The 13,207-nt window shown below is 38.5% G+C and carries 10 protein-coding genes; 4 read left to right on the forward strand and 6 right to left on the reverse strand.

Features of this window, described 5'->3' with window-relative positions; all coding sequences use genetic code 11:
- The first annotated feature begins 24 nt into the window (after nucleotides 1–24).
- On the forward strand, nucleotides 25–789 hold the full coding sequence (locus tag H4J52_RS02570; RefSeq protein WP_182224170.1) for a PepSY-associated TM helix domain-containing protein: 765 nt from the start codon (nucleotides 25–27) through the stop codon (nucleotides 787–789).
- 85 nt (nucleotides 790–874) lie between these two features.
- Here H4J52_RS02570 and H4J52_RS02575 read toward each other — a convergent pair whose 3' ends face one another.
- Nucleotides 875–1,366 carry a TlpA disulfide reductase family protein gene (locus tag H4J52_RS02575; protein WP_259367804.1) on the reverse strand — a complete coding sequence of 164 codons (492 nt, stop codon included), beginning with the start codon at nucleotides 1,364–1,366 and terminating at the stop codon, nucleotides 875–877.
- Between the two features lie 144 nt (nucleotides 1,367–1,510).
- Between H4J52_RS02575 and H4J52_RS02580 the strand changes: the two genes are divergently transcribed.
- Complete coding sequence (locus H4J52_RS02580; protein ID WP_182224171.1) at nucleotides 1,511–1,999, forward strand: hypothetical protein; 489 nt, start codon at nucleotides 1,511–1,513, stop codon at nucleotides 1,997–1,999.
- A 160-nt stretch (nucleotides 2,000–2,159) separates the two neighbouring features.
- On the opposite strand, the gene H4J52_RS02585 is transcribed toward H4J52_RS02580, so the two are convergent.
- The 4 genes from H4J52_RS02585 to uvrA all read right to left on the reverse strand — a co-directional run bounded on the left by H4J52_RS02585 (nucleotide 2,160) and on the right by uvrA (nucleotide 8,734).
- Entirely contained in the window at nucleotides 2,160–4,049 is a 1,890-nt protein-coding gene (locus tag H4J52_RS02585; protein ID WP_182224172.1) for a formylglycine-generating enzyme family protein, read from the reverse strand.
- A 189-nt stretch (nucleotides 4,050–4,238) separates the two neighbouring features.
- Complete coding sequence (locus H4J52_RS02590) at nucleotides 4,239–5,141, reverse strand: spermidine synthase (protein WP_182224173.1); 903 nt, start codon at nucleotides 5,139–5,141, stop codon at nucleotides 4,239–4,241.
- Entirely contained in the window at nucleotides 5,134–5,790 is a 657-nt protein-coding gene (locus H4J52_RS02595) for a fused MFS/spermidine synthase (protein WP_182224174.1), read from the reverse strand. Before H4J52_RS02595 ends, H4J52_RS02590 begins: the two co-directional genes overlap by 8 nt.
- 94 nt (nucleotides 5,791–5,884) lie before the next feature.
- Nucleotides 5,885–8,734 (reverse strand): excinuclease ABC subunit UvrA, encoded by a 2,850-nt coding sequence (gene uvrA, locus H4J52_RS02600; RefSeq protein WP_182181494.1) that lies wholly within the window; start codon nucleotides 8,732–8,734, stop codon nucleotides 5,885–5,887.
- A gap of 203 nt (nucleotides 8,735–8,937) precedes the next feature.
- On the opposite strand from uvrA, the gene H4J52_RS02605 reads away from it, so the two are divergent.
- Nucleotides 8,938–10,302, forward strand: coding sequence for an MFS transporter (locus tag H4J52_RS02605; RefSeq protein ID WP_182224175.1), 1,365 nt, complete (start codon nucleotides 8,938–8,940; stop codon nucleotides 10,300–10,302).
- Between the two features lie 152 nt (nucleotides 10,303–10,454).
- On the opposite strand, the gene H4J52_RS02610 is transcribed toward H4J52_RS02605, so the two are convergent.
- A complete protein-coding gene (locus H4J52_RS02610; RefSeq protein ID WP_259366718.1) occupies nucleotides 10,455–10,937 on the reverse strand; it encodes a hypothetical protein in 483 nt (160 codons plus the stop codon).
- 152 nt (nucleotides 10,938–11,089) lie between these two features.
- Between H4J52_RS02610 and H4J52_RS02615 the strand changes: the two genes are divergently transcribed.
- The gene (locus H4J52_RS02615) at nucleotides 11,090–13,156 is read left to right on the forward strand and encodes an NADPH-dependent 2,4-dienoyl-CoA reductase (protein ID WP_182181491.1); all 2,067 of its coding nucleotides are present in this window, start codon (nucleotides 11,090–11,092) and stop codon (nucleotides 13,154–13,156) included.
- The last annotated feature ends 51 nt before the right edge of the window (nucleotides 13,157–13,207 follow it).

A 13,207-nucleotide genomic window follows, 5' to 3' on the forward strand; every position in this document is an offset into this window, starting at 1 on the left:
TAGATAGGTTTAATTCACATCCCAATGATTAAGAATAAATCAGCACAAGCAATAGGTAATCGCCTTATTCGCCATTTACGAAAATGGCACCGTCGACTAGGTATCTTTGCCGCTTTCTTTCTTATTTTTCTCTCTATTTCGGGTATTGCCTTAAATCACACCACCGCATTTTCTTTATCACAGCATTCGATTACGAGTACTATACTGCTTAATCATTATGGTATTAAACCACCGACTGACGTTCGTTTTTATCAACAAAAAGAATGGTTAGTCACTAACCAACTTGTTTGGTTAGGTGATAAATTGGTTTTTCAAAGTGATAACCCTATTATCGGTATTAGCACTTTTCAATCATATCGCTTGGTCGTTACCACAAAGCAATTGGTCATTTTTACCGAAAAGGGCGACCTTGTTGATAAAATGGACAGTTCAAGTGATTTACCCATTCCAATCTCAGCATTTAGCGTTACAGACGAGCGGCTCATTTTAAATACACCACAAGGCTACTATCAAGGAGACAGTGACTTTTTTGAGTGGCAAATAATCAATACATTAATTGAACCTACTTGGGTTAATAATACTCCCCCAACAAAGCATGAGTTAACCATTGCCAATAGGCAGTTTCAGTCACAGTTTTTGAACTGGGAGCGCGTGATACTTGATGCACACTCAGGACGACTATTTGGTAATCTCGGCGTATGGTTTATGGATATTGTCGCTTTTATGCTTATTTTACTTTCAGTGAGTGGCATTTATATCTGGTTAAGGTATAAAAATAAGAAACGCTAATTCTCAATTTTTTATCGGCTATCGGCTTTTTAAAGCAGAAGTAGTTCATCATTTATCAGCCGCATACTTCGTTTAAAAAAACGCTCTAGTTAACCGTATTGAGTAACGCTATTAATTCTTGTTCATACTTTGTTTTCTTGCTTTGAGAGAAGCCTACATGAGCACTAACAACCTTTCCTGAACGGTCTATTATGTAGCTACTTGGCATACCTTTTAGCTTATATTGTCGAGCAACTTTTCCTTTTGGGTCATAAAAAACCGTAAAGTTAGAGGGGATTTCAGCAAGAAATTTATCTGCTAGAGCTTTGTTGTTATCAACGTTTACACTGATGATAACTAAGCCTTGTTGTTGATATTTATCTTGTATGTTGTTCATCCAAGGGAATGATTTTCGACAAGGACCACACCAAGATGCCCAGAAATCTACATAAATAACTTTTCCTTTATGAGAAGAAATTAACGTCTCAAAATTCTGTAATACATTTTTTTCAGCTGTTGTCTCAGCAAAACTTACATTTGACAAACAGAGACTAGTGATGAAAACGCATAACAGGGTAACTAACTTTTTAGACATCATAATATTTTACTTAAATAGATTTTTTCTTATTAAAGCATGAATATTTCATTGGGTGAAGTTATGGTTGATTATAAAAACGATAGTTGTATTTTTACTTATTAGTAGGGTAAATTGCAGCGTATACTTTACCCATAGAGCAACGTTATGAAAAAATTGTTACCAACAAACGCTTTGTTTGTTTTTTTGATTTTATCATCAAGCATAGCGAGTGCTTCACAAGATAATACCTCAGACAAACTTGAGCATGATAAGTGGCTAAAATTGCGTTTTAGTGCCCAGCATGAACGTTTAATACCTATCATTGCAGTGGCTGATATGTTTTTTGCTTGTAACAAGGCTAAAAACAGTGGTAATGCCAATTATCAGGTGAAAGAGCTTGTCGAGGATATGGATCGTGATTTACTGGCAGAAAAATTAATAACTTGTTTAGCGGGCGCGGCAACAAAATCAGATATCGCGTTGAATTACGGTTTGCAGGGGTGCTTTTTTGAGCAGTTGTCAGGTTTACCGCAACAAAAAAAATTAGAGAGAATGGCAATTGTAGTAGCTAGTATCTCATCATTAAGCCGTGAAGAAAGGCAAAAAAGTTTTTCTAAGTGTGTCACAGATCAAACTATCAGCTATTTAAAGTAAGGACATTCACCGCAGTAACTGCTGTTGGGTAAACACAGTAGTTACTCATACTTGTGAGAATACATTATTTATCAAGTGAGGTATTAATCCATTTAATTCTAGTTAATTTAAGGTATAAAAAAAGGAGCGATAAGCTCCTTGGATTTATTTAGACTGGCGATTAATTCTCGCGTAATGCTCTAAAACCTAAATAATTAGAACGAAATCCTGAAGATAACTCTAAACGTACTGAGGTACGGGCTAATTTAGGGGCAAAGTTCCAAGCACCGCCACGAGCAACAACTTTATCGCCATTCGTTAGTTCCCAAACATTACCTACTGTGTCATATAAGCCTAATTTATTGGCTCTAAATGATTTTACTGGCGCTGTGCTTCGGTTTGACCATTTGCTACCACAATAGGCACAATTCGCTTTACCATTGCCAATGTCATTACCCCACCAGTAATTTTCTACACTGCCGGCGCGAGCAACATATTCCCACTCCATTTCATTAGGTAAACGATATTCACGTTCTGTTTGCTTTGATAACCAAGTTAAATAGGCTTTGCTATCAATATCGCTAACGCATACTACAGGATGATCATCTGCTTGGCTGAAACCTGGGTTGCGCCAGTTTAATACATTATTATATTTTGGTTCGCCGTCAATAAAAGCAGCACAGCCATTAGTACTTTCAGCTTCTGTTACGTAATTTGTTTCTTTAACGAATTGCTTAAAGTCACCTACTGTTATTTGGTTTTGGCCAATGGCGAATGCTTTTAAAATTTGTTCGCCACGAGCAGGTTTCTCGTTGCTTAAACCCGCACCTTTCATATCGCCCATTTGAAAACGACCAGCGGGTACACCAATTAATTCTGGCCCTAATTCATCACCAGGCAAAATATCTTGAATTTTTTCACCATTAGCGAGGTTTATCGCCGCTTTTAAGAGCTCAACTTTAATGAGTGTGTTTTTTGATAAACGAATCTGTTGTTGATAATCACTGTAACCCGGCTTGGTCACATTAATATCATGATGACCCGCTGAAAGCATCACTGAAAGTTTTGTCGAGCCGTAGCTTACGCCATCAATAAAAACTTCGTCGTCGTACTGGTCAGAACGAACAGTTAATTCATACATTAATGTATCATCACTAAGGCCAGCTGTTTGTTGAAAGTTTGCTGTTTCATCAACAATAGGGGTCGAAGGTTGACCCTCTTGATAGCCACAATAGCGCGCAGAAATATTCAATAACACACAGGCTTCGTTATTGGGTAAAGAGCCTTGCATTTCAACAATAATAGTTGTGCCATAGTTACCTTGGCCACTAAATTCACCCGCTTTAACTTTATGCTTTACTAAGCGAACCTGCGCAGCAGAATCTTTTTTGTATTGATTAATCAAACTTGATTCAGTTGCAACATTAAACAATTTATCTAAAAATGTTTTTGATGCTTTTTGTTTGGCTAAACGATTGCCACGGGTAATACATTTATTAAGAGTCTCTTGAGTGTCACAGGTAACAACTTGGTAAACTTCGAGTTCATCTTGTTTTTCAAACTCACGACGTAAGCGCTTCACTCGGGCAATACGAATTTCCTCGATTAAAGCTTCACGGTTGTTTGCAAGTGTAAAACGGTCAATATTTGCTTTTGCTACTTCAGTTTTAGCGTCAGACAAATTAGTGACACTTGCTTTAATGGCATTTTTATTTTGTGTTTGATTGATAATAGATTGACGATAATTATTTTGCGATTGCGCAATATCTTGTTCGGGGTTATCAACCATCGACTCATATTGTTCATTCATATTAAGCAACGCTTCTTGGCGAAGCGTTTGTAATGCTTTACCTTGTGCACGCAAGCCGCTTAAGCGATCTTCTTCTGTCGTAACTTGTGCATTCAAATTATCTAAAGCATTGATGAAAACACTGTATTGAGTTTCTTTATTACTTAATTCAATTTCTAGACTTTCAACCGTTGTACTTTTGGATGAAGTGGTTTCAAAAGCATGAGTAAACGAACTTAATGAAAGACAACTTATGGTAAGAGCGAGTAAAGCCAAGCGCATGTTTAATATTCCCAAACAATAGAAGTTAATCGTAAATTCAAAAAATCACCGAAATGGAAGATAATGAATAACTACTGATTTATTTCAATTTATTATTGATATAATTTTAATTAACTCATCATATTTGCTCAACGCGAAAATCGCAAGTGATAAACATGATTTCCTACTGATTTATCTTGAATTAAAGGTTTAATTATTCAATAAATTCGCTGGTGAAAACTGGTCAGTCAGTAACTTAGTATCTTCTGACCAGTCTTGCTCTATGCTTGTTGGCGTCATTTGTTGGCTTACTTCTAATAAGTCAACATTGAAAGGTGTTAAACGACTTTGTAATTTTTTTGCTCGCTGATTTATTAATGCAAAGCTAGGTAATTGGCCTTTAGTGGCTAAAATAATGCGATTAGTGTTTTTATAGTTACGCACATTATAAAAATCGCCAAACACTTTTTTATATGTTGCTGACTCATGTGCATATAACTCACTCACTGAAAAAGTATTTGCACTTAATATCCCCTTCGGACTGAGTAGATCTTTAGTTTCCTGCAAAAACTCTTGTGTTAATAAATGTTCAGGTATGTAGTCACCGTTAAATGCATCAAGAATTATCCAGTCGTATTGTTGTTTTTTGATAAGTGCACGTTTGATAAAAATCCTTCCATCTTGAATAACAGAAGAAACATGTTGATTTTCGAAAAAACCAAAGTGTTTTCGGGCGACTTTGACAACCGCAGGATCTATTTCAACATTGATGATTTTACTGGTCGGATAGAGTTGTTGCAGGGTGTTAGACATAGTACCGCCACCTAAACCAATAATAAGAATGTTCTTTGGCTCTTCAATGAGTAGCAATCCAGAAAAAATTAATTTGGTATAATTAAACACTAAACGGTGTGGGGCGCTTTTATAAAAACAACTTTGATTAGTTTTACTTGTTTTAACATTAAATTTTAAACAACGTAAATCACCTTGATCATCAACCAAAATGTTCCGGTATAAAGAACGTTCTTGATGAACAGTTGCAGCAAAAACATTCGTCGAAAAAACGGCAGATATCAGAGCAAGTATGACTATTGAACTGCATAATTTATTCATGAACAACACCTGCTGTACTAATGTGAAGTGGCTTGACTGATTTATTTAATAAAATAGCGCAGATACCGAGTATCGCTAATACTGAACTAAACACCGTAATGATGTTGTTTACTTCAAAAAACAGCACAAAATAAAATGATGTAATAATCGTACCCAAGGCACTACCTAAGGTAGACACAAAGTAAAGTTTCCCCGCTGTTTGCCCACTACTATCTTTATCAGTAACTAATAAACGCACAGAATATGGGGATATCATGCCCAAAATAATGGTGGGTATGAAAAATAATGCGCCACAGGCAAGTAGAGAACCATAGCGAGAGTCTTCAACATTGAGGAATATTATTTCCATAATGCCCGTTGACCAAAATGCAACAGGTAAAATGGTAATGCCTGCTAAGACAAAAATTAAACCATATTTTTTTAAAGAAGCATTTTTTGTCGACAACTTACCACCAGCAAGGTAGCCAAACGATAGGCTCAACATAAATACGGTAATTATACTGCCCCAAATATGAACACTACTGCCAAAAAAAGGCGCAAGAATTCTACCGCCTAAAAGTTCAATACCCATAATGCAAAAGCCACTACAAAAAGCAAGCAGGTAAATAAATGGATTTTGCCATGATGGTTGAGCTTGATGATCCGTCATTTATGGTGTCAGTAATATGGTCTATTAAGTCACACTATCTTAACGACAAAAGGTGCAATATGCCAAGTTAACGCACCTTTTTGTTTGTTAAGATTTATTTCCGTTTTTTAGCTGATTGCTTATCAAGCAAAGGCTTTAAAAATCTAGCCGTGTGCGATGTTTTATGTTTCGCAACGTCTTCAGGCGTACCCGACACCAGAATTTCGCCACCACCAGAACCACCTTCAGGCCCTAAATCAATAATCCAATCTGCTGTTTTTATTACGTCTAGGTTATGCTCTATCACTACAACGGTATTGCCATGGTCACGTAAACGATGAATAACATGCATCAATTGTTTAATGTCGTGAAAATGCAAGCCGGTTGTTGGTTCATCAAGAATATAGAGGGTTTTACCGGTGTCACGCTTTGATAACTCTTTCGATAATTTAACACGTTGTGCTTCACCACCCGAAAGGGTAGTCGCCGATTGACCTAATTTAATATAACTTAAGCCAACATCCATTAGTGTTTGTAATTTACGGTTAATCGCGGGTATGGGCGCAAAAAACGTTAAAGCATCTTCAATGGTCATATCAAGCACTTCATGAATACTCTTGCCTTTATACTTTACTTCTAAGGTTTCACGATTATAACGCTTTGATTTACAGGCATCACAAGGTACGTAAACGTCAGGTAAGAAATGCATTTCAACTTTGATTAAACCGTCACCTTGACAAGCTTCACAACGTCCACCTTTTACGTTAAAACTAAAGCGGCCTGGCTTATAGCCCCTTGAACGTGACTCTTGCGTCGCAGCAAAAATCTCACGAATAGCGGTAAATATACCGGTATAGGTTGCAGGGTTTGAACGCGGTGTTCTGCCAATCGGGCTTTGGTCAATATCAATCACTTTATCAAGTAAATCTAAACCAATAATTTCTTTGTATGGTGCGGGTTCTTGTGTGGTTGCGCCATTTAATGCAATGTGAGCAAGTTTAAATAGGGTATCGTTAATTAAGGTCGATTTTCCAGAACCCGAAACGCCGGTCACACAAGTCATTAAACCATTGGGAATGATTAAATCAACATTTTTTAAGTTATTACCTGTTGCTCCTTTAAGTTCAACGACATTCTTTTTATCAAAGGGAACACGAACCTTCGGTATTTCAATGCCCTCTCTGCCTGAAAGGTATTGCCCGGTTAGCGAATTTTCACAGGCTAAAATATCATTTACATCGCCTTGTGCAATAATTTCACCGCCATGAACACCAGCCCCAGGGCCAATGTCAATGACATAATCGGCGGCACGAATGGCGTCTTCGTCATGTTCAACCACAATCACGGTATTGCCTAAATCACGTAAGTGGATCAAGGTTTTTAACAAACGTTCGTTATCGCGTTGATGTAAGCCAATTGACGGTTCGTCTAGCACATACATAACACCGACTAAACCAGCACCTATTTGGCTTGCTAAACGAATACGTTGTGCTTCACCTCCTGATAAAGTGCCAGCAGCACGTGAGAGATTAAGGTAATTTAAGCCAACGTTAACTAAAAAGCCTAAGCGTTCACACACTTCCTTAAGGATTTTTTCTGCAATTTGTGCTTTTTGGCCTGATAAATTTAAGTTTTCAAAAAAGGCTAGGGCATCAGAAATAGAAAGTTCAGCAATTGCAGTTAAGGGCGTATCAGCAATAAATACATTGCGCGCCTCAAGGCGTAAACGACTGCCATTACAATCAGGACAATGCTGGCTATTCAAATATTTTGATAATTCGTCACGAACCGCATTTGACTCCGTTTCACGAAAACGGCGTTCCATATTATTGATAATGCCTTCAAAAGGATGCTTGCGAACGATTACATCACCACGATCGTTCATGTATTTGAATTCAATCTCTTGTTTGCCACTACCGCGGAGAATAACGTCTTGGTCGTTTTTGGATAATTTTTCAAAAGGTTTATCAAGGGCAAATTTATAATGGTCTGACAACGCTTGTAGCATTTGAAAATAGTAAAAGTTGCGCTTGTCCCAGCCACGTATTGCACCACCTGACAGACTCAGTTCAGGGTTGGTGATCACTCGAGCAGCGTCAAAGAACTGTTGATTACCTAATCCATCACACGTTTTACAAGCGCCAGCAGGGTTATTAAATGAAAACAGCCGTGGTTCGAGTTCTTGCATGCTATAGCCACACTTTGAACAAGCAAAGTTGGCTGAAAAAATCAATTCTTCACGATCAGGTTCGTCCATAAAGGCAATTTTAGCGGTACCAGCGGTTAAATTTAATGCAGTTTCAAACGACTCAGACAAGCGAAGTTGAATATCGTCACGTACTTTTAATCGGTCAACGACCACTTCAATAGTATGTTTTTTATGAAGCTCTAGCGTTGGAGGATCTGATAAGTCACAAACCTCGCCATCGATTCTCGCGCGAATGTAACCTTGTGCTGCAAGATTATCGAGCAACTTTACATGCTCACCTTTTCGGCCCTGCAATACGGGGGCAAGCACCATAACTTTGGTGCCTTCTTCAAGCGACAAAACCTTATCCACCATTTGTGAATTTGTCTGTGCAGCTAAAGGCTGGTGGTGGGTCGGACAACGTGGTTCGCCAACACGAGCATAAAGTAATCGAAGGTAATCGTAAATTTCGGTGATAGTACCGACCGTCGAGCGAGGATTATGTGACGTTGACTTTTGTTCAATTGAAATAGCTGGCGATAACCCTTCTATATGGTCAACGTCAGGCTTTTCCATGAGTGACAAAAATTGACGAGCGTAAGCAGAAAGTGACTCTACATAGCGTCTTTGTCCTTCGGCATATAAGGTATCAAAAGCGAGTGATGATTTACCTGAGCCCGAAAGACCCGTAATAACGACTAACTTTTCTCTAGGAATATCCAAACTGATGTTTTTAAGGTTATGCGTTCTAGCGCCACGTACTTCAATATTTTTCATAAATATCCACGTTAATAAGTTTCTCCGAATTTGAACAAACTCAATAGATTCGCTATCGCTATTCCACATAAAGTTTGAACCAGGCATTATTGCATAATTATTTGGCAATAATCAGTAATAATCTCTGTTTTTGTTCAGGACTTTGTCGTGCTATTATAGTGCGAATTTTTGCTTTTTTATGACACGTTAGATAGAGACCCTCCATGAGTACGACAGGTTTAAACAGTATTGAAAAGAAAGCCGCATTTTCTTTAGCCGCCGTTTTTGGCTTACGTATGCTTGGCCTTTTTATGATCTTGCCCGTGTTTGCTATTTACGGCGAACAACTGATTGGCTTTAGTCCTATTTGGATTGGCTTAGCCATTGGAGCCTACGGGCTAACTCAGGCCATGCTACAAATTCCTATGGGTATTTTGTCAGATAAATATGGCAGAAAACCCATCATTTTATTTGGCCTAGTGATTTTCTTTTTAGGCAGTGTTGTTGCTGCGATGTCTGACACCATTTATGGCGTGGTGTTTGGTCGAGCCTTGCAAGGCACTGGTGCTATTGCAAGCGCCGTACTGGCGTTAGCTGCTGATTTGAGCCGAGAAGAGCAACGGCCAAAAGTTATGGCGACTATTGGTATGTTTATCGGACTGTCGTTTACTTTAGCGATGGTTTTTGGGCCTATTGTTGCGCAAGCGTTTGGCCTGAGTGGTTTATTCTGGTTTACAGCCGTACTCACTATTTTAGCCATGGTAATGATTCAATTCATGGTACCCAACTCAGTTAATAAGGCACCTAAAGGCGACAGTGTCGCTTTACCTGAGCAGCTAAGTAAACTAATGCGTCATCCTGAATTATCACGTTTAAATTGGGGCGTGTTTATTCTTCATATGGCGTTAACGGCCTGTTTTATAACCTTGCCTAAACAGTTTGTTGCCAGTGGCTTAGCACTTGAGCAACATTGGCAATTATATTTACCCGCTTTACTCGGCTCTTTTGTTTTGATGGTACCTTTTATGATCATGGCGATTAAAAAACAAAAAGAAAAACAGGTGTTTTCCGCCGCTATTTTATTATTGGCGGCATCGCTACTCTTACTCTGGTACTTACCGCTTGGCTTCTGGACGTTAGTGTTGTTGGTGGTGATGTTTTTTACTGCCTTCAATTATTTAGAAGCAACCATGCCATCTATTCTGTCACGCATTGCTCCTGCTGGTGTAAAAGGTAGCGTCATGGGTATTTATTCGAGTAGCCAATTTTTAGGTGCTTTTACCGGTGGCATTATTGGCGGCATTATTGCGAGTCAATTTGGCGAACAAGCCATATTTTTAGTGATGTCATTCATTACTTTATTATGGTTTTTTGCCGCAATGAGCATGAAACCGCTTAAAAAATCAAAAAGTTATACTTTTACCACCAGTATTAATTGCAAAGAAAAAGCAAATCAAGTGGCTGAAAAATTAATTGAATTACCTGGTGTTATTGAAGCTATATTGGTTCAAGAAGAGTCGGTTGTTTACCTGAAAGTTAACGACAAAGTGGTTAACTTAGCTGACATTAAAGCAGCGTTGAATCCCTAGGGTTATCGGTTACTCTAAGTACCAGCATAGATGCAGGTACTTAGATATTGAGAGTTTAGCTAGAAAAAAGAAGTCTTTATTTCACTGGCTCCTAAGCTAGAGAGAAACGTAGGTTAATATATAGTCTTAAAGTTATCTTTCATCAGTTTGCCCTAATAAATAGTCATTATTTCGTGATAATGTTTGTTCGCATTAATCATTAACTCGACATCATCATCAATGAATTTCCCCATTAATGCCTTTGCCATCGGTGAGCTTGGTGTGATCACCGTATAGTGTTTTTTATCTATTACACCTTTAAAACCACCGGCAGCCGGCGCAATAAAGAACCATTTCTTACCATCATTATCTTGTGACACCGCCACCATTGCCCCTAATGATATCGACATTTCTTTGTGAAAGTCTCGCACCACTAATTGTTCTATCGCTTGTTTCGCTCGTTGAATATCAGCTACCCGACGTGATTGCCCCTCAGCTAAATAACTTGCTTCAATAGCAAGTGTATCGTATTGAGTTTCAGCGATAGACTGATCATCAGTGGCGGCAAGGTGAGCATTGTTTGCGGCTGTTTTTATAGCGGATAATTCATGTGATAAGTGGGTAAGAATATCGCTAATAATTTTCTGTTTATTCATAACGCTTAGCATACTGACTTGAATTTTTTAGTAAATACATTTCTAATCTGACAGCTGTCAAAATAGTACTTGAATTTATCACTATAAACGTCTACTTTATAATGATAATAACTGGTTTGACCATCAAAACAATCCTGATAAAGTGAACTACTATGACAACTAAAACAGCCAATAGCGCCTTTCCTAACTTATTAGCCCCATTAGATTTGGGTTTTACCACCATAGCAAATCGTACTCTGATGGGCTCAATGCACACTGGGCTTGAAGAAGAAAAAGGTGGCTTTGATAAATTAGCGGCTTTTTATCAAGCGCGGGCAAAAGGCGGTGTTGGTTTAATTGTTACCGGCGGCATTAGTCCTAATGCTAGGGGGCGCCTAACGCCGTTTGGCTGTGAACTCAGTAAATTTTGGCACGTTGCTAAGCATAAAAAAATTACTGAAGCTGTTCATCAATATCCAACAAAAATTTGTCTGCAATTATTGCATGCGGGTCGCTATTCTTATCACCCCTTTAGTTTTGCGCCAAGTAAAGTAAAGTCACCTATAAACCCTTTTACACCCTCTGCGATGTCAGTTCGTCAAATTAAAGGTACGATTAAAGACTTTGCTCATTCAGCTTCATTAGCACAAAGAGCGGGTTATGACGGCGTTGAAATTATGGGCTCTGAAGGTTACTTACTTAATCAATTTTCATGTGTCCGTGTTAATAAAAGAACGGATAAGTGGGGTGGATGCGTAGAAAATCGTATGCGTTTAGCCATTGAAATAATAAAAGCGGTAAGAGAAAAAGTGGGTGAAAAGTTTATTCTTATTTTCCGCTTATCGATGCTCGATCTTGTCGATGGCGGCAATAGCTGGGCAGATGTCGTAACCATGGCAAAAGCTGTTGAAACCGCTGGAGCGACATTAATTAATACTGGTATTGGTTGGCATGAAGCCCGCATACCGACAATTACTACTTCAGTGCCTCGTGCTGCATTTACTTGGATCACTGAGAAAATGAAGCAAGAAGTTTCTATCCCATTGGTGGCGACTAACCGCATCAATACCCCAGAGATCGCTGAAGAAGTTTTATCATCAGGGCAAGCCGATATGGTATCAATGGCGCGACCCTTTTTGGCGGATGCTGAGTTTGTTAAAAAAGCGATTGAAAATAAAAGTGATGAAATTAATACCTGTATCGGTTGTAACCAAGCGTGTTTAGACCATGTTTTTCAGCAACAACGCGCTTCTTGTTTGGTTAACCCTACGGCGTGTTATGAAACGGAACTCACCTTTGAAAAAGCCATAAAAAGTAAGCGAATAGCCGTTGTAGGTGCAGGTCCTGCTGGTTTAGCCTTTAGTGTTTACGCGGCTCAACGAGGTCATAAAATTGAAATCTTTGATCGTGCGAGTGAAATTGGTGGGCAGTTTAACTTTGCCAAGCAAGTGCCGGGTAAAGAAGAGTTTTATGAAACAATTAGATATTTTAATAAGCAAATTAGCTTGCTTGATATTAAGTTACATTTATCAACCGAAGCGACCGCTAATGATTTAGCAAAGGGGGGATTTGACGAAATAGTGGTTGCAACCGGAATTTTACCGAGAAAACTCGATATAGAAGGTATCGATCATGAAAAAGTAAAAAACTACTTAGATGTACTACGCGATAAACAACCTATGGGTCAGAATGTTGCTATTATTGGTGCGGGTGGTATCGGTTTTGACGTTGCTGTTTACTTAGCGGAAGAGCATGAAAAAACCCCTTTAGTAAATAACAAAGAAAAATGGTTAAAGAGTTGGGGTGTTGATCAAAGCTATCAAAGTAACGGCGCGTTATTAGATAAGTCGACAGTAGCGCTTAATGAAAAAACATCACGTCACATTTATTTATTACAAAGAAAAACAACAAAAGTGGGGGCAGGGTTAGGGAAAACTACCGGTTGGGTCCACAGGACTACGTTGAAAAATAATGGTGTAAAAATGTTAGCGGGTGTTAATTATAAGAAGATAGATGATGCGGGATTAACTATTGAAATCGATGGTAAAGAGCAAGTACTTGATGTTGAACACGTTATTATTTGTGCTGGACAAGAGTCACAGCGTGGCTTGTATCACCAGTTAGAAAGCAATAAAGGGGCTGAACAAGGGCTACATTTAATTGGTGGCGCTAAAGTGGCCGCTGAGTTAGATGCGAAAAGAGCTATTCGTCAAGCTGCAGAATTGGCCGCGGTTATTTAACGTTACGTTTTAGCTCACTTGTTCATTATATAAATAATAACTTGAAAGAAA

It is taken from the genome of Colwellia sp. MB02u-14 (assembly GCF_014076915.1).
Taxonomy (GTDB): domain Bacteria; phylum Pseudomonadota; class Gammaproteobacteria; order Enterobacterales; family Alteromonadaceae; genus Colwellia_A.

Excerpts from the sequence above, each read along its gene's own strand:
- H4J52_RS02610 (WP_259366718.1), bottom strand. The coding sequence starts at position 10,937 with ATGAATAAACAGAAAATTATTAGCGATATTCTTACCCACTTATCACAT.
- H4J52_RS02585 (WP_182224172.1), bottom strand. The coding sequence starts at position 4,049 with ATGCGCTTGGCTTTACTCGCTCTTACCATAAGTTGTCTTTCATTAAGT.
- H4J52_RS02570 (WP_182224170.1), top strand. The coding sequence starts at position 25 with ATGATTAAGAATAAATCAGCACAAGCAATAGGTAATCGCCTTATTCGC.
- H4J52_RS02575 (WP_259367804.1), bottom strand. The coding sequence starts at position 1,366 with ATGATGTCTAAAAAGTTAGTTACCCTGTTATGCGTTTTCATCACTAGT.
- H4J52_RS02615 (WP_182181491.1), top strand. The coding sequence starts at position 11,090 with ATGACAACTAAAACAGCCAATAGCGCCTTTCCTAACTTATTAGCCCCA.
- H4J52_RS02580 (WP_182224171.1), top strand. The coding sequence starts at position 1,511 with ATGAAAAAATTGTTACCAACAAACGCTTTGTTTGTTTTTTTGATTTTA.
- H4J52_RS02590 (WP_182224173.1), bottom strand. The coding sequence starts at position 5,141 with ATGAATAAATTATGCAGTTCAATAGTCATACTTGCTCTGATATCTGCC.
- uvrA (WP_182181494.1), bottom strand. The coding sequence starts at position 8,734 with ATGAAAAATATTGAAGTACGTGGCGCTAGAACGCATAACCTTAAAAAC.
- H4J52_RS02605 (WP_182224175.1), top strand. The coding sequence starts at position 8,938 with ATGAGTACGACAGGTTTAAACAGTATTGAAAAGAAAGCCGCATTTTCT.
- H4J52_RS02595 (WP_182224174.1), bottom strand. The coding sequence starts at position 5,790 with ATGACGGATCATCAAGCTCAACCATCATGGCAAAATCCATTTATTTAC.